21 protein-coding genes and 2 pseudogenes are annotated in these 21,085 nt (G+C 48.5%); 21 read left to right on the plus strand and 2 right to left on the minus strand.

All coding sequences use genetic code 11. From position 1 onward, the window contains the following. Genes ACESYO_RS00265 through ACESYO_RS00285 form a run of 5 tightly spaced genes read left to right on the plus strand, consistent with a single transcriptional unit; the run spans position 1 to position 4,059 of the window. Positions 1-795 carry an ABC transporter permease subunit gene (locus tag ACESYO_RS00265; RefSeq protein WP_002587445.1) on the plus strand — a complete coding sequence of 265 codons (795 nt, stop codon included), beginning with the start codon at positions 1-3 and terminating at the stop codon, positions 793-795. Positions 796-807: 12 nt separating this feature from the next. Continuing rightward, the gene (locus ACESYO_RS00270) at positions 808-1,593 is read left to right on the plus strand and encodes an ABC transporter permease subunit (protein ID WP_002587446.1); all 786 of its coding nucleotides are present in this window, start codon (positions 808-810) and stop codon (positions 1,591-1,593) included. 45 nt (positions 1,594-1,638) lie between these two features. Next, complete coding sequence (locus tag ACESYO_RS00275; RefSeq protein ID WP_373209100.1) at positions 1,639-1,830, plus strand: cysteine-rich KTR domain-containing protein; 192 nt, start codon at positions 1,639-1,641, stop codon at positions 1,828-1,830. Beyond that, positions 1,823-3,187 (plus strand): radical SAM protein, encoded by a 1,365-nt coding sequence (locus tag ACESYO_RS00280; protein WP_002587447.1) that lies wholly within the window; start codon positions 1,823-1,825, stop codon positions 3,185-3,187. Before ACESYO_RS00275 ends, ACESYO_RS00280 begins: the two co-directional genes overlap by 8 nt. Further along, the gene (locus ACESYO_RS00285) at positions 3,187-4,059 is read left to right on the plus strand and encodes a DegV family protein (protein WP_002587448.1); all 873 of its coding nucleotides are present in this window, start codon (positions 3,187-3,189) and stop codon (positions 4,057-4,059) included. The genes ACESYO_RS00280 and ACESYO_RS00285 overlap by 1 nt, the downstream gene beginning before the upstream one ends. Positions 4,060-4,491: 432 nt before the next feature. On the opposite strand, the gene ACESYO_RS00290 is transcribed toward ACESYO_RS00285, so the two are convergent. Beyond that, positions 4,492-5,949 carry a DDE-type integrase/transposase/recombinase gene (locus ACESYO_RS00290; protein ID WP_129880151.1) on the minus strand — a complete coding sequence of 486 codons (1,458 nt, stop codon included), beginning with the start codon at positions 5,947-5,949 and terminating at the stop codon, positions 4,492-4,494. A 139-nt stretch (positions 5,950-6,088) separates the two neighbouring features. Here ACESYO_RS00290 and ACESYO_RS00295 point away from each other — a divergent pair. Together ACESYO_RS00295 and ACESYO_RS00300 are read left to right on the plus strand one after the other, a co-directional pair. Continuing rightward, positions 6,089-6,364 (plus strand): annotated as a pseudogene (locus ACESYO_RS00295) (relaxase/mobilization nuclease domain-containing protein); the annotation flags it as partial. A 284-nt stretch (positions 6,365-6,648) separates the two neighbouring features. Continuing rightward, positions 6,649-6,945: a hypothetical protein gene (locus tag ACESYO_RS00300; RefSeq protein ID WP_002576327.1), complete on the plus strand. Its 297-nt coding sequence runs from the start codon at positions 6,649-6,651 to the stop codon at positions 6,943-6,945. Between the two features lie 80 nt (positions 6,946-7,025). Here ACESYO_RS00300 and ACESYO_RS00305 read toward each other — a convergent pair whose 3' ends face one another. Further along, positions 7,026-7,385 (minus strand): helix-turn-helix domain-containing protein, encoded by a 360-nt coding sequence (locus ACESYO_RS00305; protein WP_425330774.1) that lies wholly within the window; start codon positions 7,383-7,385, stop codon positions 7,026-7,028. 159 nt (positions 7,386-7,544) lie between these two features. On the opposite strand from ACESYO_RS00305, the pseudogene ACESYO_RS00310 reads away from it, so the two are divergent. From ACESYO_RS00310 to ACESYO_RS00375, 14 genes and pseudogenes are all read left to right on the plus strand, one after another. Further along, positions 7,545-7,738 (plus strand): annotated as a pseudogene (locus tag ACESYO_RS00310) (DNA-binding protein). Then, complete coding sequence (gene bcrR, locus ACESYO_RS00315; protein ID WP_373209103.1) at positions 7,728-8,348, plus strand: bacitracin resistance transcriptional activator BcrR; 621 nt, start codon at positions 7,728-7,730, stop codon at positions 8,346-8,348. Before ACESYO_RS00310 ends, bcrR begins: the two are co-directional and overlap by 11 nt. A gap of 180 nt (positions 8,349-8,528) precedes the next feature. Continuing rightward, positions 8,529-9,446: a bacitracin ABC transporter ATP-binding protein BcrA gene (gene bcrA, locus ACESYO_RS00320; protein WP_002576324.1), complete on the plus strand. Its 918-nt coding sequence runs from the start codon at positions 8,529-8,531 to the stop codon at positions 9,444-9,446. Beyond that, positions 9,439-10,188 carry an ABC transporter permease gene (locus ACESYO_RS00325; RefSeq protein WP_002576323.1) on the plus strand — a complete coding sequence of 250 codons (750 nt, stop codon included), beginning with the start codon at positions 9,439-9,441 and terminating at the stop codon, positions 10,186-10,188. The genes bcrA and ACESYO_RS00325 overlap by 8 nt, the downstream gene beginning before the upstream one ends. Beyond that, the gene (gene bcrD, locus ACESYO_RS00330; protein WP_002576322.1) at positions 10,188-11,015 is read left to right on the plus strand and encodes a bacitracin resistance undecaprenyl-diphosphatase BcrD; all 828 of its coding nucleotides are present in this window, start codon (positions 10,188-10,190) and stop codon (positions 11,013-11,015) included. The genes ACESYO_RS00325 and bcrD overlap by 1 nt, the downstream gene beginning before the upstream one ends. Positions 11,016-11,182: 167 nt before the next feature. Further along, on the plus strand, positions 11,183-11,653 hold the full coding sequence (locus ACESYO_RS00335; RefSeq protein WP_002576321.1) for an RNA polymerase subunit sigma-73: 471 nt from the start codon (positions 11,183-11,185) through the stop codon (positions 11,651-11,653). 476 nt (positions 11,654-12,129) lie between these two features. Beyond that, positions 12,130-12,360, plus strand: a complete 231-nt coding sequence (locus ACESYO_RS00340; RefSeq protein WP_002576320.1) for a hypothetical protein — start codon at positions 12,130-12,132, stop codon at positions 12,358-12,360. A gap of 84 nt (positions 12,361-12,444) precedes the next feature. Further along, positions 12,445-13,656: a tyrosine-type recombinase/integrase gene (locus ACESYO_RS00345; RefSeq protein ID WP_002576319.1), complete on the plus strand. Its 1,212-nt coding sequence runs from the start codon at positions 12,445-12,447 to the stop codon at positions 13,654-13,656. Between the two features lie 145 nt (positions 13,657-13,801). Next, a complete protein-coding gene (locus ACESYO_RS00350) occupies positions 13,802-15,013 on the plus strand; it encodes a tyrosine-type recombinase/integrase (RefSeq protein WP_002576318.1) in 1,212 nt (403 codons plus the stop codon). A 295-nt stretch (positions 15,014-15,308) separates the two neighbouring features. Beyond that, complete coding sequence (locus tag ACESYO_RS00355) at positions 15,309-15,542, plus strand: hypothetical protein (protein WP_373211154.1); 234 nt, start codon at positions 15,309-15,311, stop codon at positions 15,540-15,542. A gap of 60 nt (positions 15,543-15,602) precedes the next feature. Then, entirely contained in the window at positions 15,603-16,193 is a 591-nt protein-coding gene (locus ACESYO_RS00360; protein ID WP_058966876.1) for a TetR/AcrR family transcriptional regulator, read from the plus strand. Between the two features lie 17 nt (positions 16,194-16,210). Then, positions 16,211-17,764: a phytoene desaturase family protein gene (locus tag ACESYO_RS00365; RefSeq protein ID WP_373209108.1), complete on the plus strand. Its 1,554-nt coding sequence runs from the start codon at positions 16,211-16,213 to the stop codon at positions 17,762-17,764. Next, entirely contained in the window at positions 17,764-18,930 is a 1,167-nt protein-coding gene (locus tag ACESYO_RS00370; protein ID WP_373209110.1) for a 2Fe-2S iron-sulfur cluster-binding protein, read from the plus strand. Before ACESYO_RS00365 ends, ACESYO_RS00370 begins: the two co-directional genes overlap by 1 nt. Positions 18,931-18,955: 25 nt before the next feature. Further along, positions 18,956-21,007 (plus strand): oxidoreductase, encoded by a 2,052-nt coding sequence (locus tag ACESYO_RS00375; protein ID WP_373209112.1) that lies wholly within the window; start codon positions 18,956-18,958, stop codon positions 21,005-21,007. The last annotated feature ends 78 nt before the right edge of the window (positions 21,008-21,085 follow it).

The following is a 21,085-nucleotide window of genomic DNA, read 5'->3' on the forward strand; positions in this document are numbered from 1 at the left end:
ATGGTCATTTTGAAATATGAACTGAAAAGGCACCGCAAATATATTTTGGGTTGGGCCATCGCCTTGGCTCTGTGTGTTTTTGTGATGACGCCTACCTATTACAGCTTTATGGATGTTTCCACCGGAGACCTCTATGAAACGCTGGGTACGAGTGATTTTTACAAAGGCGTTGGTGTGTCCATGGAATATCTGACCTCACCGTTGGGCATTTATGCGTTTCTTACCAGCTTTTTTATGATTGCGTCCGGTATTTTCGGGATGCACTTCGGTATCGCCATTCACACCAAGGAGTGCTCGGAGCGAACCTCTGAATATCTGTTTACAAAACCCCATACCCGAAAAACGATTTACTGGGCAAAGGCGTTCACGGTTTTTTTCGGCGTAGTGGTCGTGAGCATGGTATATCTTCTCGCCTCTTTTTTGGCGCTGGCCCTGTTCCGCTCCGGCATTGACTGGGGAGAGTTCTTTCTGATTGCTCTTTCCCTCATGCTGGTCACGCTGTTCCTTGCAGCTATGGGGCTTTTGGTTGGAATTCTATTTTCACGCAATCGAAGCCCACTTTTGACTGCCGGGTTAATTGTCTTTGTCGAGTACTGCGTCACCAGCTTCTCCAACATTGTCAGCAACCGTGCCATTAGTTTTCTGTCCCCGTACTCGTTCTTTAGTGCGGCTGAGATTTCCAAATCTGGCTTTTATGAGTTGGATTACTTGGGATGGTGTGTACTGCTGTTTGCCCTGTTTTTGGTGCTGTCTTATCGTGTCTTTTTGAAAAAAGACATCCAGTTCCGCTCATGAGGGGGTGCAAAGATGAAAACATTGGTGAAAAACGAATTCCGCCAAACCAGAAAGACCCTGCTGATCTGGCTGGGGATCATGTTACTGCTGTGCGGATTCTGCTATTTTGAACTTTTATCCTTGAAGGACAGTCTGGATGAGATGGCCCGGACAGTCGGCCAATTTCCTCGCTTGATCATGATCATGTTCGGTGTGAAAGGGGATCTCACGACTGCCCTTGGTTGGTACGCGTGTATCTATTTTTGGGAGGGGCTGTTGGCCTTTGCCTATGCAATCTCTCTGGGCCTGTCCTGTGTGGCGAGGGAAAAGAAATTTGGAACATCCGAATACCTGTTCACAAAGCCTGTGGAGCGGAAAACCATTGTTCTGGCGAAGGTGATCGTTTCAGCAGTGAACCTGCTGGTGTTCGCCCTGTTCAGCGGCGTGTGCAATTATTTCACGATCGTTCTTCCTTTGGGCGGTCTGGATCAGCCGGGAGCGGTGCTTTCCACAACGATGGGAATGTTCTTTACCCAGCTTCTCTTTTTTGCCTTGGGTCTGCTGTTTGCCAGCCTTTTCAAATCTTATAAGGCCGCGGTACGCGCCGGTACGGTTTTCGTATTGGCCGCCTATGTGTTGGCCTTTACTGCCGAGTACACAGGGAATCGTTTCTTGGATTATCTGACCCCTCTGCGGTACTATGATGTGTATGAAGTAGCACTAAATGGCGTCTATCTTTCCTACATCGTCTTAACAGTACTCATTGTGGGCGCGTGTGTAATGGTTTCTACAAGGCGGTGGAAACTGCGTGAGTTGTAAATGTAATTGTCCATAGATATTCTATTATCTGATGAAAAACAAAGAATGAAAAAAACCGAATGGCTATTATGCCCCAACTGCAACAACAAAACGAGAATTAAAATCTGTGATAATACAGTACTTGAAAATTTTCCGCTATACTGTCCGAAGTGCAAACGGGAAATAATAATCAGCGTAAAACAATTCAATACCACAGTTATCACAGAGCCAGACAAAAGGAGACAAAACCATGAGTAATTCTATTAAAGACAGCGCACAGGCTTTCGCCGTCAATCAAGTGCTGAAATATGTTGACAGCAATCCGCAGGAAGCATTCCCCAAGTTGTTAGATTGGGCGGATAAGTTCGATAAGGATAACCTCTATCTCACACAGCGCCAGCAAATCCGTAAGGTGATGGAGCAGCCTGACAGCAACTGGATGCGCCTGATCAACAGCCTTTGGACGGACATTGATTCTGAAGTCCGCAAAGTGTTCTTCCGCAATTTTATTGTCAATGCATCTCTCTTAGGCAGCCGCAAGCAGGTGGCTAATCGTGAAAAGTACGGCTGCAATATCCCCTGGGCAATCCTGATGGACCCCACTTCCGCCTGCAACCTTCATTGCACCGGCTGTTGGGCGGCAGAATACGGTAATAAGCTGAATCTGAGCTATGAGGAACTGGATGACATCATCAATCAGGCCAATGAACTGGGAACCTATATGTTCCTCTACACCGGCGGTGAACCTATGGTACGCAAGAACGATCTGCTCCGCCTGTGTGAAGCGCATCCTGACTGCGTATTCTCTGCCTTTACCAACGGTACCCTTATCGATGAGAAGTTTGCCGATGAGATGCTGCGGGTGAAGAACTTCTACCCGGCCATCAGCATTGAAGGCTTCGAGGAAGCTACTGATTTCCGCCGTGGCAAGGGTACTTATCAGGCTACTATGCGGGCGATGAAGATTCTGAAAGAAAAGAAGCTGCCTTTCGGCGTATCTGGGTGCTATACCAGCAAGAACATCGACTCCATCAGCTCGGATGAGTTCTTCGATCATCTGGTGGAGTGCGGTGCGAAGTTCGCATGGTTCTTCCACTATATGCCTGTGGGCAACGATTCCGCTGTGGAGCTGCTCCCGTCTCCTGACCAGCGTGAAAAGATGTATAACCGCATCTGCGAATACCGTAGCACAAAGCCTATTTTCACAATTGACTTTCAGAATGATGCGAAATTTGTAAACGGCTGTATTGCTGGTGGCCGCAACTATCTGCATATCAATGCCAATGGTGACATTGAGCCTTGCGCTTTTATCCATTACTCTGACTCCAACATCCGTGAAAAGACCCTGCTGGAAGCATATCAGTCTCCGCTGTTTATGGCCTATCACGACGGTCAGCCCTTTAATGATAATATGTTCCAGCCGTGTCCTATGCTGGAAAATCCTGAATGTCTGCGTAGCATGGTAAAGAAATCCGGTGCCCATTCTACCGAGTATCAGTCCCCGGAAAGTGTTGACCATCTGTGTGATAAGACTACACTTTATGCAGAAACCTGGAAGCCGAAGGCCGATGAGCTGTGGGCTGCTTGTCAGGGCTGTAGTGGGTGTAAGAAGTGATGGACGGCTATCAAATTTTCACAGATGCCACCTCAGATCTCGCACCGGAGTTAACCGCAGGTCTGCCATCTGTTGAAATGATTCCTATGAATGTTGAGATCGGCGGAACAGAATACTCATATGGTTCCCCGGAAGGAATCACAGCCAAGGAGTTCTACCGCTTGCAAAGAGCTGGGAATTTTGCAACGACCTCACAAATCAACCCAACGATTTATTTTAAGCATTTTGAACCCTGTCTGCGACAGGGAACCGATATTCTGTATCTCTGTTTTTCCTCTGGTCTGTCAGGTACATATCAGTCTGCGTTTTTAGCGGTTGAAGAACTACAGCAGGAATATCCGGAAAGAAGAATCATCTGCATTGATACGCTTGCTGCCGCAGTGGGTGAAGGGTTTTTAGTCAGAGAAGCTGCGAAAAAGCAGAGGGAAGGACTGTCTATTGATGAATTGGCTTCTTGGGTCATGGAACACCGATTAGAGGTATGTCATTGGTTTACGGTTGATACCTTTACCCATTTGAAACATGGCGGGCGGGTTTCAGGTGCCGCAGCCGCAATGGGAACGGCTTTGCAGATCAAACCGTTGCTTCATGTGGACAGCGAAGGAAAGCTGCAAGCAGTGGAAAAACCTCGTGGAAGAAAAAAGGCTGTTACCACTCAGATTGCCCGAATGGAACAGGGCTGGAAACCTGAACTTGGTAAATCGATTCTGATAGGTCATGCCGATGACCCTGAAGCAGCAGATATGCTGAAAGAAAGGTTGTTGGAACAATTCCCGGATTCTGAGATTTGTATTGCTTATATTGGCCCTATCATCGGAGCACACACCGGTCCCGGCGCACTGGCATTGATTTACTGGGGAAATAATCGATGACGGAGGATTTGTAGATACGCAAAAAAGCATTCTCCATCATAGAAAAATATAGTTTTGTTTAGAGCTGCCGGGTAACTTATGCTCGGCAGCTTTGAACTGTCTGCTAGAAGTAGATAGTGTCAAATGATGTATGGAAAAACGAGTCAAATAAATAAGGCTCAATTGAACCTTGAAAACTGTAGATATTGATCACGATAAGCTCTCCGAGGGCTTAGGGCTCTGCCCTAAGTACCCGCAAGGGACTCGTCCCTTGACCCATTTTCAGGCTCTGCCCGAACCCGTCCTCGCCGGAAGGCAGGAAAAGGGCGCAGTTGCCCCTTTTCTGTTTGACAGGATAATCCGAGAACCTTATGTCAAGCAACTTTCGCGGCATATCCTCGCGCCTACGGCACTGCGGTATTCCACGGTTTACCTGACAACAGTTCCGCTCCATTATGCAGATGCCTGATTTTGAAGATTAAGGATGGTCTGCTGGCCGAGGAAGATGAGAAGCTGCCATTTTCCAGGCATGTTATCAGCGCCTTTGAGCATTTCTACTTCGTTCAGTACTTTGTAGCCGACATGCTTGTGTGGGCGGAGAAAGTTGTAGTAAGCAACCCATAGAGCCAGATCATAGTTGGCACCGTCGATGTTGTCAAAGCCGTTTGTGGGTCTGTAAGAGGCCTTGTATGTACGGTTGAGTCTTTCAATCATCTGTTTGTATGGACGGAACTCTTTTGACACCGCATCGTCGTTGGTAAGACCAATTACCTGGGTAATATCGAACTTGAATTTATCTCCAAATTCATGGAAGAACTGCTGTGCAGCCAATGGATAGGCGCTGTATCCATCCGCAATGAATTTAAAGTTTTTTGGAAGTTCTTTTAGGTTCCGGAAAGCCATTCTCATTGTAAGGATACAAGGACCGACACCACGATTATCCGAGACCTGGTAGCCAATGATGGAACGTTTTGCCGCATCCATAATGAACCAGATGTAGGCTTTAACGCCACGGATTTTAATGTAGGTTTCATCAGCAGTGAATACAGAGCCTGTGCCGTAATCGTAATGGTCTACAAAGGGTTTGATACACATGGCGGCAGATTTGCAGTAGTTGGCAATGCTCTGATGTGAGATGTCAATACCGTAAAGATCAAGGAGTGCCTGCTTGGTTTTTCTGAGAGAAAGACCGAGATTCACATGCAGAGTCAAACAAAGTGCCATGGTATGGGAATCGAACTTGGTGAATTTCAGGGAAGATGCATTCTTTGGAAGGGAGTTTAAATCCAACTTAAAGAAATCTATCGTGAATTCGCGGTAGATGTAGTGAAGCTTATATTTGTTTTTGCCGTAATCTTCTTCAAGATGCTTTTTGTCAACTTTCTTCAGATTGTGTAGATAGTATGGGCACTTGGGGTTAACACATTTGTGGACGATGAAGTGTTTCCGGTCCTTTTTACGATCAAGACTGTGATTACAGTGAGGGCATCTCAATACAGTGGATTTAGAAAAACGGTTATCTTCGGTTGGGGAAAAAGTGGTCTGGCAGACCTTGCACAACACTTGAGATTTGCGCTTTCCATTGTTCCACTTGAGATAGTCAGCAGGCGCGTCGCAAACGGGGCAGTGACAGGACTCTGGAATATCGCATTCTCCGTGCCTGAACACAGGCTTGATGATTTTGTGATAGCGTTCCTGATAGTAAGGAATAAGCTCTTTCCAGTCCCAATCCTGTTTGTATGAAATAATCTTAGGAAGTTCGTCAATCTTGAACTTCTGATACTTGGGAGAATGGGAATCATCGAAAGCCCATTGTTTGAGAGGGATATATCTACAGATAAAGTTAATAAGCCAGCAAATTTGTTTATGTTGGTATTGAATTAAGTGAAGTAAATACAGTATAATGTCCATGAGCATTGTCTCCTTGGTTTAAGGTTGGTTTGGCGATTGACATTATACCAGAAAAAGGGAGGTCAATGCTCTTTTTATTGCAAACTCCCATAAAATCAAGGTTTAACAATAAAAAAAGGTAGTGAAACTTGACACTACCCGAAAATTTCGGGAGGAACATGAGCAAGAAATTCTGCTCCATCAGGCGGCAAAAAATGCCTTTGATGAGATGGGAGTGAAGAAGCTGCCCAAGGTCAAAGACCTGCAATCTGAGTATGCCAAACTGCTGGAGGAAAAGAAGAAAACCTACGCCGAGTACCGGCGTTCCCGTGAGGAAATGCGGGAACTTTTGACGGCAAAGGCCAATGTGGATCGGCTGCTGAAAATGGATGAGGAACAGAAAAAAGAACAAGAAAAAGACCACGGCCAGCGGTAAGCCGGTCATGGTCATAAGCGTCCATCGGACGCGTAGCCGCAGAATGAAATTCTGCGTTCAAAGGGGCTTGGGGGCGCTGCCCTCAACAAGCAAAGCAGAGGGGGAAATCACGTCAGGATTTTTCCCTCTGTGGGCCGAGTGTATTAACACCGGCATTGCTTGCCACTTTTGTTCGCAAACAATATCCGTATCCTTTACACGATGATTTACTTTTATTATCATAGTCGTAATAAGTATATAAACTACTTACATATAAGCACCTAAAATATGAAAGGGCTGATAAAATGATGACCTTTGAAAAGGTTTTAGAAGTATTCAACGATTACCTAAATAAAGATAGTGTTTTGGAGGTGGTGAACACTAAGCGAGGATACACCGTTATGATTTGGGATGAAAAAGATGAGCAATGGTTTGGTGTGGAACATTGCAAAGCCCCCGAGCTTTTACGGGATGCCTTACTTGATGGCTATCGTGATTTTTTAGAGCAACAACTTACTCATAACCGCAGGAGTTTAACCGAAACAGAAATCTTAGATATTCAAAACCGATGTGAACAGCTTTATGATTTGTGTGGAGAATAAAAAAATAACCTAAAAAGTGCGATAGCCTGTGTAGGTGTCGCACTTTTTTCAGTTGGCTTGGCTTACGAAAACAGCGTTAATTATTCCGCAGTTTCTCTTGCCTTTTTCAAGCCTTGAGCCGTAGCTTCCATCACGATAAGCTCCTTTTCTTCCATATCATTCAACAGTACATCAACTTGTTTGCGGCGATTGTTGTCGCCATCTTCATTGCATGGAAAAAAGAACTGGTCTACAGAGATGTCAAGCAAGGTAGTAATGAGATAAAATTTGTTAAGCCTTGGGTGCTGCCCCCTGTTCTCTATATACATAATAGAGCGTGGCGTAAGGTCTACCAGTTGGGCAAGATATTCCTGTGTCCACCCTTTTGCTTCCCGAGCTTTTTTTATCGCTATACCTAACGGCTTAAAATCAAGTTTTCTTTCATCTTGGTACATTTTAATATCATCCTATATCATTGTACATTTCGGGTGATGATATTTGAACGAAGTATGATTTTATGTTTAGTAGTGTATAATTTCGTATTAGTGGAGAGAAACTTGCTATTATTCGTCATTCCGTATATAATAATTATATACTCTTTGCGAAAGGAAGTTGATATTATGAATTACATTTCTGTGAAAGCCGCTTCTGAAAAATGGGGCATATCGGAAAGACGGATACAAAAATTATGTGAGATCGCATTGACGGAACTGAAAAATTTGGTCGTGCATGGATGATACCAAAAGATGCAGAAAAACCCGTTGATGGACGTATGAAAACAAGGAACAAACAGGAGGAGAATCATGGAATTTAATGAAAAGCTACAACAGCTTAGGACTGGAAAGAACTTAACGCAGGAACAACTTGCGGAGCAATTATATGTATCAAGAACAGCCATTTCAAAATGGGAAAGCGGCAAGGGTTACCCTAACATTGAGTCGCTCAAGTGTATTTCTAAATTCTTTTCTGTGACCATAGATGAACTGCTATCGGGCGAAGAACTGATTACACTTGCCGAAACTGAAAATCGTTCCAACTTGAAAAAAATTTACAGTTTCATTTATGGAATATTAGATATGATGGCGGTTACTTTTATACTTTTGCCGTTGTATGGTAACGTTAACCTTGTTGACGGATATATTTATTCTGTCAATCTACTTTCATTTACAGACACTACCCCAATATATCTTGCAATCTATTGGATTGTTTTTATTGTTTTGATTGCACTTGGGATAGCGAAACTGATGTGTGTTTGTTTTGAAAAGGAATCATGGAGCAACATAATCACAAAATGCTCTCTCGTGCTGAGTACGCTTTTTATCTGCTTCTTCGCTGCGGCAAGACAACCCTATGTAACCGCCCTTATGTTTCTGCTATTTGTTGCTAAAATATTTGTCTGGATAAAGCAAACCCAAACAAAGTAAAATGCCATAAACCCTTTAAAATAGGCTCTGACACGATAAGTGTCGGAGCTTTTTTCGTGCTGACATCTATTGTGTCGGCATTGTGACGGTAGATTTCTTGGCTTCTATGCAATACTCGTGGATAATAAGATTGTGGTCAGCGAAAACAAGAACAGCAACCCACGGAAAGGAGAATCAAATATGGATTATATCATTGAAACAGAAAATCTTACGAAGCGATACGGAACAGCCACCGTTGTCGATAAGGTAAATCTTCATGTGCCAAAGGGCAAAATTTATGGTTTGCTCGGCAGAAACGGAGCAGGCAAAACCACAGCAATGAAAATGATGTTGCAGCTTGCTTTCCCAACGGAGGGAACGGTACGCTTGTTTGGCACAAACTATAAGGAAAATATCCATACCCTTTATAGCAAAGTAGGCTCTATTATCGAAACACCGGGATTTTACAGTAATTTAACAGGGTATGAGAATTTGCAAATTCTCGCTAAACTGCGAGGGGGAGTATCTAAAAGTGGAGTAGAAAAAGCTCTTGAAGTTGTGGGGCTGCATAAGGAGAAAAGAAAAGTCTTTTCCGATTATTCCCTCGGAATGAAGCAACGGCTTGGTATTGCCGCCGCCATTATGCACGAGCCGGAGCTTTTAATACTTGACGAACCGATTAACGGACTTGACCCCATTGGAATAGTTGAAATACGCTCATTTTTATCTGAACTTAGTCACAATCATGGCATTACCATTTTTATCTCAAGCCATGTTTTAAGCGAGATTGAACAGATAGCAGATATTATCGGCGTTATGCACGAGGGGCATTTAGTAGAGGAAGTGAATATATCCGAGCTTCACAAAAGGAATCGAAAATACATTCAATTTGATTTATCTGACAGTGAGATAGCCGGAAAGATTTTAGAAAACCACTACCACATGACGGATTTTACAGTGCAGGACGGTACGGTGAGAATTTATGACTTTAGCCAAAGTGTTGGAGAAATCAATCGAGAATTTGCACGAAATGGACTGCTCGTGACAAGGATAAATGATAGTGAGGAAAACTTAGAGGACTACTTTTCTAAACTGATTGGAGGTGGCGGTATTGCTTAATCTTATTTCTTGTGAATTATTAAAACTAAAGCGTTCAAAAATGGTGCTAATTAGTGTGGCAGGGGTATTATCTACCCCACTTTTGATGTTAATAGAAGCCTTGCAAACACATTTTGATAAGCCGGAGATTATCTTTACCTTGTCTGACATATACAGCGACAGTGTACTGTATATCATGCTGCTGGTAAACATTATGATATATGTGGCAATTGCAGCTTACTTGTTTAGCAGAGAGTACACAGAAAGCACCCTCAAAACCATATTGCCCATACCCATTTCAAGGACAAAACTATTAATTGGAAAATTTTGCACCCTGCTTCTTTGGATTGTTATGCTAACCCTTGTAACATGGGCAGGTATATTTATCGTTTGTGGGCTATATGACGCTGTCTTTACATTGGAGGGATATAGCTTACTAGTGGCAATAGTATGGCTCCCCAAGTTTTTGTTTGGCAGTATCCTGATGTTTTTAACAGTTTCTCCTTTTGTGTTTGTTGCTATGAAAACAAAAGGATTTGTCGCCCCGATGATTGGCTCTGCCGTGATTGTCATGGGAAGTGCCGCACTTTCAAATCAAGAATGGGGAGCGTTGTATCCGTGGACAGCCACCTATTTCTTGGTGCAGGGTAAACTTCAGAGTACCGGCTATCCTACACTGCTGTCTGTATCTATTATTATTCTTGTATCAGCAGTTGGTTTTCTTATGACCTTTCATCATTTTAAAAAGGAGGATTTGAAATAATGGTACTTGATTTTATAGAAATTTTAAAAGTTATTTTTCTTGGAATTGTTGAGGGTATTACTGAGTGGCTACCTATCAGCAGCACAGGACATATGATTCTTGTGGACGAATTTATCACACTTAATATGAGCGAAGCATTTAAAGAAATGTTTTTTGTTGTTATTCAACTTGGAGCTATACTCGCAGTGGTTGTAATGTTTTGGAACAAGATGTTTCCCTTTCAATTTAAGAACAAAGCACAGTCAATTGTTAAAAAGGATACTTTCTCGTTGTGGTTCAAGGTTGCGGTAGCTTGTGTACCGTCAGCTATTATGGGGATTCTATTTGATGATTATTTGGATGCTTACCTCCAAACCCCCATTGTGATTTCAATCATGTTAATCTTTTATGGTTTGTTATTCATTCTCATAGAAAATTGGAATAAAAAGCGTACTCCTACTACTATGGCACTTTCTGACATCAGCTATAAAACAGCAATCTTGATAGGGGCATTTCAAGTGTTATCACTTATACCCGGCACATCACGGTCGGGAGCAACGATTATAGGTGCTTTACTCATAGGAGTTTCACGAGTGGCAGCAGCAGAGTTTACTTTTTTCCTCGCAGTACCTACTATGCTTGGAGCAAGTGCTTTTAAGCTGTTAAAATTCGGGTTTGAATTTACAAGTGCAGAACTGCTCGCTCTTGTTCTCGGTATGGCTGTGGCATTTGCGGTATCTGTCTTAGTAATTAAATTCCTAATGAACTTTATCAAAAAACATGATTTTAAGGTGTTTGGTTGGTATCGAATTGTGCTTGGTATACTTGTTGTACTTATAAAATCTTAATAATGCGTTTTCTTTGTGCGCGAATAAAAATGCCAGTTGGTCCTTAAGATCAGCTGGCATTTTTGTTTCTGGGGATGGAAAACAACCCAGAGATTCTCGTTGTCGATCTCCTCCTGATTTTAGTTTGCATGGTGAATTTTGCAAATTGAATCTACAGGAGGTTAATAATGGGATTTAATTATGGATATGAGAAAAAGAAGTTTGATAGTAGATGGAAGCGTTTAGAAGTTGAGTATTGTGATGCAGGGATGAGCGAAGAACAGATTGCTGCCATGAAAGAATATGACTGGGCATGGTTTTGCAGTCAAAGGGTTTTTCAAAACCATACGCAACCAATACCTTGTGAACAATATGATGAAGTATGTGGTCAATCACAGCTGTTCCGAAAGTTTGCATCGTTATCTTATCAATGGGATGTTGATAAGATTGATCAAACGCGATATGGATGGTTGGCTTCGGTGGAAAACGAACAACTACTGTTGAGATTGAAGAAGCTGTCGAAGAAAGATTTGGAGCTATTGACATTACTTTTTGTGGATGGTTATCGTCAAATTGATGTAGCACGTCTTTGGCATTGTTCCAGAAGTGCTGTTGCACAAAGATTTAAAAAAATAAAAAAATTTTTGAATAACACTTAACAAATGAAGCGTATCAGTGCCTACCCATTGAGGGAAGAACATTCTCCCAATGTGGAGCTTGACAATTTCATAGACGGCATTTCCGGTACATAACCTATGTACGAGCGAATCAGGCACGCCGCGAAGATGGACAGCCCCAGGAGGTGATGAATAGGACTGTTCCGAGCGATCCACGTCAGCCTGATACCCGAAAGTGGCATTTCAGGGCGCGATGACTGCATAGGGGTTAAAGATACTTCCTCACGGCCTCCTAAAGACTTGGGGGGAACTCTGCGGCGCACGAGTAAAACGACGCTGTGGAGTTATGACAGCCGCGCCAGCGGAGACCGGAATGTCCCCATCGCCAGGGGTGCGTGGCAAATGTGGCGAGTAAATTTTTCAAAGTCAGATACCATGCGCTGGCAGCTTCGGTTGCCAGCGCATTCATGTGATTTTGAAAGCAACAACCACATCTTTGACAGAAAGGGGGACCACCTATGGAAAAATTGATTTCGCGGAAAGAGGCTGCCAAATTACTGGGGATTAGCATTGCCACTTTGGATGCAGCTCGAAACAGTGGGCTAATTTCCTATGTTCAGTATGTGCAAAATGGTTGCGTGTACTTTACAGATGCTGGCCTTCAGGAGTATATCGCAAAATGCACCCATCGTGCAAAGCCAGTGGAAAAAAGCGCTACATACCGCAAGCTGCGAAGTGTCCGAGCTTGAGCTGTTCCGTATCCTTGCTGGAACCTAATATGTCTGATAAAACAAAGGTACAGCGCTGGACATTATTCTTAGGAGGTGACGGAATTGGCAAAAAGAAAAAGGGCAATTCCTCAATATGGTACGGTCGTGCTTAACGGCATTGAATATTATAGAACCAGAGTCGAAGATTCGGATGGAAACAGAGTGGCGCTTTATGCAAAGACGCCCGAAAAGCTTTATGACAAGGAACTGGAGGCGTTAGAGCAGATTGACAGTACTACGTTTCGTCGAAGATCGCCTACGGTTGCTGAGTACTGTGAGAAGTGGCTGCTGATGCAGTCCGTCCATGTTCGGGCCACCACCTTGACAGATTATACCTCTAAGGTGCGGCGGCACATTATTGGAGGGCTGGGAGACAAGAGAATGGCTGATGTATCCCTGGATGACATCCAACTTGCCCTCGTACCTGTTTCCAAGAAGTCGGCTTCGGTTTATAAGTCTGTGGTGATTCTCTGCAAGTCCATTTTCCGGGCGGCCAAGGAGAGCCATGTGATTGACGAGGACCCGACCATATACCTGGATGCAAAGGGAGGAGTTCCCCAGGAAGAAAGACAGGCATTGACGGATGAACAGGTTGAGCGGCTTTTGGACACGATCCGGGATTTGCCGCCCTATGTATTTGTGATGATCGGTTTATATGCCGGTCTGCGCCGGGAAGAAATCCTGGCGCTGCAATGGGATTCTGTGTATCTGGATGCAGAGGCTCCGTACTTAACGGTACGGCGGGCATGGCACACAGAACATAACAGGCCGGTCATTCTTACCGAGCTAAAGACCAAAGCGGCACAAAGAAACATTCCTCTCCCGGTCTGTCTGGTTGAATGTCTGAAAGATGCAAAGAAAAAATCCACTTCGGATTATGTGATTGCCAATCGGGACGGTGATCCGCTATCCTATACACAGTTTAAGCGGCTGTGGCAGTATATTGTGACGCGGACTGCAAAGCCGAGAATGGCCAGAAAACTTGTGGACGGAAAGTATGTAAAATATATGCTTTACCCGAAACTTGGAGAAAAAGCCAGGAATAACGGCCATGTGGTATATAGCCTGGATTTTGAAGTGACACCGCATCAGCTGCGGCACACCTACATCACCAATCTGATTCATTCTTCGGTGGACCCCAAAACGGTACAATATTTGGCGGGCCATGAAAGCAGCAAAATCACGATGGACATTTACGCAAAGGTCAAATACAACAGGCCGGATGATCTTGTCAAAGCAATGGGCTGTGCCTTTGACTTATGGGACGCTGTGTAAGTTCCGAACAATTCAGAAAATGAAGTAAGAGCGAGACAAGGATGTCTCGCTCTTAGTTTTTCCTTGGCCGTATCTTTGATTCAATTTGAAATCTCTGATAAAAAGGAGGTGTAGATACATCACCACGCGAGAAAGGAAATTAATTATGGCAAAGAAGAAAAAAAACATACCTCAATATGGAACCGTCACACGAAAGGGTGTCCTGTATTACAGAACCCGGATTCTGGACGCAGACGGCAAGCAGGTGAGCTTGTATGGGACTACCTGCGAGGAACTGTACGATAAAGAGCAGGAGGCGAGACGCCAGGTAGCGGAGATCATCTTCCACCGGGAGCATCCTACTGTGGCCGAGTATTGTGAGAAGTGGCTGTTGATGCAATCCGCAAAAGTGTCGCCGGCTACACTGAAGGGCTACGCCTCCAATATGAAGAACTACATTATCAAGCCTTTGGGAGATATGTATATGGAGGAAGTAACAGCGGATGATATTCGTCTGGCGCTGATCCCATTGTCCAATAAGTCCGAGAGCCTGCACAATACGGTGAATATGCTCCTCAAGTGCATTTTTTACTCGGCAGAGCGGAGCCAGTTGCTGGAATACAATCCGTGTGAGGGGATTTCGGCAAAAGGAGGGAAACCGACCCAAAAGAAAGATTCGCTGACAGACCAGCAGGTGGAAGTGCTGCTGGAAACCGTCAAAGGACTTCCGCCGTATCTGTTTACCATGATCGGCTTATATGCCGGTCTGCGCCGAGAAGAAGCTCTCGCCTTGCAATGGGATTGTGTGTTCCTCGATGCACCCACTCCATATATCTCTGTGCGGCGCGCATGGCGATCAGAGCATAACAGACCGGTTATCTCTACAACGCTTAAGACGAAAGCAGCAAGAAGGGATATTCCCATTCCCAAATGCCTTGTGAATTGTCTGCGGGAAGCCAAGGCTGCCTCCAAATCGGAATATGTGATTGCCGATAGTGAGGGACAGCCCTTGTCATATTCGCAGTTCAAACGTGTCTGGCAGTACATCGTTGTTCGGTCTACCAAGGAGCGTACCTATTATAAGTATGTGAACGGACAGAGCATCAAGTACACTGTTCAGCCGAGTCTGGGAGGACATCAGAAAAACAATCCCAACATTGTGTATAGCCTGGACTTCGATGTGACACCGCACCTGCTGCGGCATACCTACATCACCAATCTTCTGTATGCAGGTGTTGACCCCAAGACGGTCCAGTACCTTGCCGGACATGAGAACAGCAAGACAACTATGGACATCTATGCAAGAGTAAAGTATAATAAACCAGAACAGCTATTCGATGTAGTAAATTCTGCATTTCATCAAGCTGTCCCCTCGTAAAAGTGGCCTGTTTTTTGGTTAAGGAATAGGACAACCGAGGGGCCGAGGCTCAAAAAAGCCCGGAATATCAAGGAAAATCATCGCTCAGACGATTGAAATATGGTCTGAAGGCTGCCCGTCGCGCTCCCCAGTTCAGCAAGCGCTAATCGTTATCAGAAACCTTCAAAAACCCTGGAAATCCTCGGATTTCCGGGGTTTTTCTTTCGTGTTTACATTTTAAAAATAGGGGAGAAAGCTGTTGGCAGACTGTCCTCCGTGGGATGAAAAACGATCGAAGCCCCCAAAATAGGGGGCAGTGGTTACCAAAAAGGATAACGGAAAGCGGTGTTCCAATGGTTGGGATCGTAAAGGCTTCAACTCTTTTTCGGATTTTTTGCCGCTAGAACTGGAGAAGGTGGCCGGAAAAGAGACACAAATCATTTGTGGTGAGCGCATAAAAGAGAAAAGTGTTTTTTGTGCAAGCAAACAAAGACATCAATTGCATGTTAATAAATCCGCAAAGTGGGTTGTTTTTGATGGGCAGCTGTAGTAGGATAGGTATAAAATAACACCTGTTATTTTACGCGGTGCAAGAAGAGGTGATGTGGGTTTGCCGCCGCAAAAGCGAATTTTTCAACAGGATATTCTGGAGGCTGCCGCCGCTCTGGTGGCCGGGCAGGGGCCGCAGGCGCTTTCGGTGCGCAGTCTGGCCCGGGCCATGGGATGCTCCACCCAGCCCATCTACTCCGCGTTCGAAAGCATGGATGCACTGCACACGGCCCTCATCGACTATGTGCGGGAGCATTATCTGCGGGCGCAGGCCAGCAGTTACAAGCAGGTGGCGGTTTCCTTTTTGAACTTCGCCCGCAGCCAGAAAAATCTGTTTCGGCTGGTCTATCTGCGCCAGCGCCCGGCAGGGGAGACGCGGTTCGAGGATCCAAACGCGCCGGAGACCATTCATCAGTTGGAAACAAGTCTGGAGCTGAACCGGGAAAAGGCTGCCGATCTTCACCGCCGTATGGTCTATTACTGCTACTCCATGGCGGTGATGATGGCCACCGGTTATCTGGAGTTTTCGGAAGAGGAGATTGACCGGGAACTCACCGAGTATTACCGCATTGTATTAAGCTATTATAAGCAGGTGAAAAGCGAGGAAGAGCTGCAGCACTGGCTGTATCGCTCGCGAAACCTGCTGGGATAAACCAAAGGAGGAACACTATGGCAACAAATGCAAACAAGGCCTATGACGTGGTGGTCATTGGCGCCGGCAACGGCGGCCTGGTGGCGGCCATTCGGGTGCTTCAGGCGGGCTATTCCTGCCTGCTGCTGGAAAAGCATAACCTGCCCGGCGGCTTTGCCACCAGCTTCAAGCGGGGCCGCTTCGAATTCGAGGCCAGCCTACACGAGCTGAACGACTTCGGCTCCGCCGAGGAACCCGGCGATATCCGCACCCTTTTCCGCAGCCTGGGGGTGGAAGACAAGATCGACTGGGTGCGTATCCCGGAAGCTTACCATCTGATCACCACCGACAAAAAATACGACTGCGTGATGCCCTTTGGCATCCAGGCCTTCATCGACAAGATGGAGGAGTACTGCCCGGGCAGCCGCAAGTCCATGACCGAGTTCTTTGAGCTGTGCAACGAGGTGCGGGACGCCCAGACCTACTCCAACTCGGTGAACGGCAATACCGACTCCGAGTACATGAAGAAGAACTTCCCCAATTTTATCAAAGCGGGCAGCTACTCGGTGAACCAGGTGCTGGACGCGCTGAAAATGCCCGAAAAGGCCAAGGACATCCTGAACGCCTACTGGTGCTACCTGGGTGTGGACTGCGACCGCATGAGCTTTCTGCACTATGGCTCCATGGTCATCCGCTACATCACCCGCGACGCCTGGATGCCTAAAATGCGCTCCCACGAGATCAGTCTGGCAATGGATACCCGCATCCGGGAGCTGGGCGGCGATATCTGGTACCAGTCCGAAGCCGAGACCATTCTGGCGGACGACGAGGGGCACATCCGCGGCGTGAAGCTGACCGATGGCAAGGTGATCGAAACCCGCCATGTGATCGCCAACTGCTCGCCGCACCTGGTGTTCGGCAAGATGCTGGAAAAGAAGGCGGTCACCGAGCAGATGGTGCGCGCCACCAACAGCCGCACCTTCGCGGGCCGCGGCTTCACCCTGTTCCTGGGTCTGAACCGTTCGGCCGAGGAGCTGGGTATCACCAGCCACAACTACTTCATTTATGATACTGCCGACACCGTGAAGCAGTACGACATGATGCGCAAGGTGAGCACCAACCACGTACAGGCCACCGTGTGCCTGAACAACGCCTATCCGGAATGCTCCCCCGAGGGCACCTGCATGATGTACTTCACCACCATGTTCATGTCCGATGACTGGGGCAACGTGACCGAGGAGGATTACTTCAAGGCCAAGGACCGGGTAGCCGACGATATGATCCGGGTGTTTGAGCGGGAGACCGGCTGCAAGATCCGGGATGCCATCGAGGAAATCTGCGTGGCGTCGCCCACCACCTACGCCCGTTACTGCGGCCATCCGGAAGGCGTGATCTACGGCTATGAAACCGCCGAGTGGGACAGCCTGATGCCCCGCATGATGATGATGAAGGAGGACGCGCTGATGAGCCCCGGCCTGCGCTTTGCGGGCGGTTACGCCATGCGCTCCAGCGGCTACTCCAGCGCGTATGTGTCGGGCGATCTGTCTGGCCGACAGACGGTGGGCGATTTGAAGAAGGAGGCGAAGGCGTAATGAATTTCAAGAAACAGCCTTTTGGTTTTATGGATATGCTGCGGTTTAAAAAGCTGGTGCCAAACCGCCGCAAAATGCTGGCGGAAGGCCCCAACACGCCGCTGCCTCAGGAATACCGCACCAACACCCTGGCAAAAAAGCTGCATCCCGGCTACATGCGGGTGGAATTGACTGCTGCCCGCCCGCTGACCGATACCATCCGGGAGCTGACCTTCCGCCGGGTGGACGGCGAGGCTTTCCCCTTCTTCCGGGCAGGTCAGTACGCCTCCATTCAGGTGAAGATTGGCGACAGCCTGGTCAGCCGCCCCTATTCCATCGTGTCCAGCCCCCGGCAGGCGCTGGCAGGCGAGCTGGTGCTGGCGGTGGAAAACGCGGGCTTTGTGTCCGGCTATCTGACCCAGAAGGCCCAGGTGGGCGACCGGTTCGTGATGACTGAGCCCTCTGGTGAATTCCACTACGAAACCCTGCGGGACAGCCACAGCATCGTGTGCATTGCGGGTGGCAGCGGCATCACCCCCTTCATGTCCATGGCGTCCAGCCTGGCCGACGGGGACGAGGACTACCAGATGACTCTGTTCTACGGCGCACGCACCGCAAACCAGCTGGCCTACCGGGCCGAGCTGGACCAGCTGACCGCCCGCTGCAAGGGCCTGAAGGTGGTTTATGTGCTCAGCGATGAGGAATGCCCCGGCTGCGAAAAGGGCTTTGTGACCGCCAAGCTGATGGAGCAGTATGCGGACGTTGCTTCCAGCACCTTCTTTTTGTGCGGCCCGCGGGCCATGTACGACTTTGTGGAAAAGGAGCTGGCCCCCTACGGCCTGCCCCGCAAGGCGGTTCACCGGGATGCAGGCTGCTGCGGCGATTTGCCGGTGGAGAGCCCCGCAAAGTTTACCCTCACCGTGCACATGCGGGACGAGGTGTACACCATCCCCGCCATGCAGAACGAAACCCTGCTCACCGCCATGGAGCGGGCGGGCCTGAACGCCCCCAACAAGTGCCGGGCGGGCGGCTGCGGCTTCTGCCACAGCAAGTGGCTGGCCGGTGAATACCATGTGGCCGAAGGCCGGGATGGCCGCCGGGAAGCGGACCGGAAATTCGGCTTCATCCACCCCTGCGTGACCTACCCGCTGAGCGATATGGAAATCGACGTGCCGGTGGCCTACTGAGCAACAAAAGAGGAGGAATCATCCCATGGATCAGCGTTATGAACCCCTGTTCACCCCCTGGAAAATCGGCAATGTGGAGATGAAAAACCGCATCGTGATGTGCCCCATGGGCGGCACTTCGCTGTTTGGCTGGATGGAACCCAACCACTTTGATAAGGTGGCGGCAGAGTTCTTTCTGAACATCGCCCACAACAATGTGGGCCTGATCATCCCCGGCATCGCCCCGTTGCGGGACCCCATCGGCGGCCGGTGGCTGTATCAAAACCCAGGCATGTTTAAAGAGCTGAAAGCCTACATGGAGCAGATCCATGCCACCGGCGCCAAGCTGTTTGTGCAGCTTACCGCCGGTTTCGGCCGCAGCTTTGCCATCACCGACCAGTTGAGCATTCTGCTGCGCAACAAGGCGCTGGGCACCCTGGCCAAGCCCATCGTGGACGCCTCGTTCCTGTGTGCTTCTCCCAGTGAGCTCCCCTCCCGCTGGGCCGAGGATGTGATGTGCCGGCCCATCACAAAAGAGGAAATCCACCAGCTGGTGGAGGCCTTCGCCAAAACCGCCAGGCTGTGCAAGGCGGCGGGTGTGGACGGTGTGGAGGTGCATGCGGTGCATGAGGGCTACCTGATGGACCAGTTCACCCTGCCCTACACCAACCAGCGCACCGACGAATACGGCGGCAGCTTTGAAAACCGCTATCGGTTCGCGGTGGAAACGGTGCATGCCATCAAAAAGGCCTGCGGCAAGGATTACCCGGTTTCTCTGCGGTATTCGGTGCTCAGTAAGACCAAGGGCCTGTGCAAGGGTGCGGTGCCCGGCGAGGAGTACACCGAGGTGGGCCGCGACATGGCCGAAAGCGAGCGGGCGGCCCGGTATTTACAGGACGCGGGTTACGATATGCTCAACGCGGACAACGGCACCTACGATGCCTGGTACTGGGCCCATCCGCCCCAGTACATGCCCCAGAACTGCAATCTGGAGGATGTGGCTCACATCCGCAAGTTTGTGGGCATCCCGGTGGTCTGCGCCGGCCGTATGACTCCGGAAGCGGGCGCACAGGCCATCGCCGCAGGCCAGATCGATGGTATGGGCGTGGCCCGGCAGTTTCTGGTGGACGGTGCCTGGGTGACCAAGCTGAAGGAGGGCAGGGAAGAGGACATCCAGCCCTGCATCTGCTGCCACAACGGTTGCTTCGCCCTGGCCCATTACAAGGGCGTGGCCAACGACGAGGACTTTAACGACGTGCTGCACATGGCTCGCTGTGCGCTGAACCCCACCACCATGCAGGGACATAAATACGATATCCTGCCCGCCAAGAAGCCCAAGACCATTGCGGTGATCGGCGGCGGCATCGGCGGCATGGAGGCCGCCCGGATCGCCACCCTGCGGGGCCACAAGGTGACCATCTACGAAAAGACCGACCGGCTGGGCGGTGTGTTCATCGCCGCTGCCGCGCCGGACTTTAAGGAGAAGGACAAGGAGCTGATCCAGTGGTATCGCCGCCAGATCGAGCAACTGAAGATTCCGGTGAAGTTTAACACCAATGTGACCGATCTTTCCCAGCTCAAGGCGGACGAAGTGATCGTGGCCACCGGCGCGGCTGCCCGCAAGCTGCCCATTCCCGGCGCAGATCGGGCCATGGACGCGGTGGACTATCTGGAAGGCAAGCCGGTGGGCCAGCGCGTGGTGATCATCGGCGGCGGTCTGAGCGGCTGCGAGATCGCCTATGATCTGTACCGAAAGGGCAAGACACCCGTCATTGTGGAAGCCAAGAACGACCTGATGGCGGTGCGTGGCCTGTGCCTGGCCAACTCCTCCTATCTGCGGGACTTCTTCGAAGCCAACCGGGTAGAGGTTCATCTGGAAAGCAGCGTGGAGAAGATCGACGCCACCGGCGTGACCGTGAAGAGCAAGAACGGCGCAAGCCAGACCCTTGCGGCGGACGATGTGATTCTGGCTGTGGGTTACACTCCGGCTCCGGCTTTCGCCAAGGGCCGCCATGTGCATGTGATCGGCGACGCCTGCAAGGTGGGCAATCTGCGCACCGTGATCTGGCAGGCCTGGAAGGTGGCCGAGCGGCTGTAACCAAACTGTGTTAACCTGAAATGAAAAGCGATCCCCTCGGGAATCCGGCAGAAAAGCCGGCTCCGGAGGGGATCGTTT

Source organism: Allofournierella massiliensis (assembly GCF_964241245.1).
GTDB classification, from domain to species: domain Bacteria; phylum Bacillota; class Clostridia; order Oscillospirales; family Ruminococcaceae; genus Allofournierella; species Allofournierella massiliensis.

Bases quoted from the DNA above. Each gene is read 5' to 3' on its own strand.
- ACESYO_RS00335 (WP_002576321.1), top strand. From the start codon at position 11,183: ATGGGATTTAATTATGGATATGAGAAAAAGAAGTTTGATAGTAGATGG.
- ACESYO_RS00350 (WP_002576318.1), top strand. From the start codon at position 13,802: ATGGCAAAGAAGAAAAAAAACATACCTCAATATGGAACCGTCACACGA.
- ACESYO_RS00365 (WP_373209108.1), top strand. From the start codon at position 16,211: ATGGCAACAAATGCAAACAAGGCCTATGACGTGGTGGTCATTGGCGCC.
- bcrR (WP_373209103.1), top strand. From the start codon at position 7,728: ATGGAATTTAATGAAAAGCTACAACAGCTTAGGACTGGAAAGAACTTA.
- ACESYO_RS00275 (WP_373209100.1), top strand. From the start codon at position 1,639: ATGAAAAAAACCGAATGGCTATTATGCCCCAACTGCAACAACAAAACG.
- ACESYO_RS00340 (WP_002576320.1), top strand. From the start codon at position 12,130: ATGGAAAAATTGATTTCGCGGAAAGAGGCTGCCAAATTACTGGGGATT.
- ACESYO_RS00290 (WP_129880151.1), bottom strand. From the start codon at position 5,949: ATGGACATTATACTGTATTTACTTCACTTAATTCAATACCAACATAAA.
- bcrD (WP_002576322.1), top strand. From the start codon at position 10,188: ATGGTACTTGATTTTATAGAAATTTTAAAAGTTATTTTTCTTGGAATT.
- ACESYO_RS00375 (WP_373209112.1), top strand. From the start codon at position 18,956: ATGGATCAGCGTTATGAACCCCTGTTCACCCCCTGGAAAATCGGCAAT.
- ACESYO_RS00280 (WP_002587447.1), top strand. From the start codon at position 1,823: ATGAGTAATTCTATTAAAGACAGCGCACAGGCTTTCGCCGTCAATCAA.
- bcrA (WP_002576324.1), top strand. From the start codon at position 8,529: ATGGATTATATCATTGAAACAGAAAATCTTACGAAGCGATACGGAACA.
- ACESYO_RS00265 (WP_002587445.1), top strand. From the start codon at position 1: ATGGTCATTTTGAAATATGAACTGAAAAGGCACCGCAAATATATTTTG.
- ACESYO_RS00270 (WP_002587446.1), top strand. From the start codon at position 808: ATGAAAACATTGGTGAAAAACGAATTCCGCCAAACCAGAAAGACCCTG.
- ACESYO_RS00370 (WP_373209110.1), top strand. From the start codon at position 17,764: ATGAATTTCAAGAAACAGCCTTTTGGTTTTATGGATATGCTGCGGTTT.
- ACESYO_RS00300 (WP_002576327.1), top strand. From the start codon at position 6,649: ATGATGACCTTTGAAAAGGTTTTAGAAGTATTCAACGATTACCTAAAT.
- ACESYO_RS00285 (WP_002587448.1), top strand. From the start codon at position 3,187: ATGGACGGCTATCAAATTTTCACAGATGCCACCTCAGATCTCGCACCG.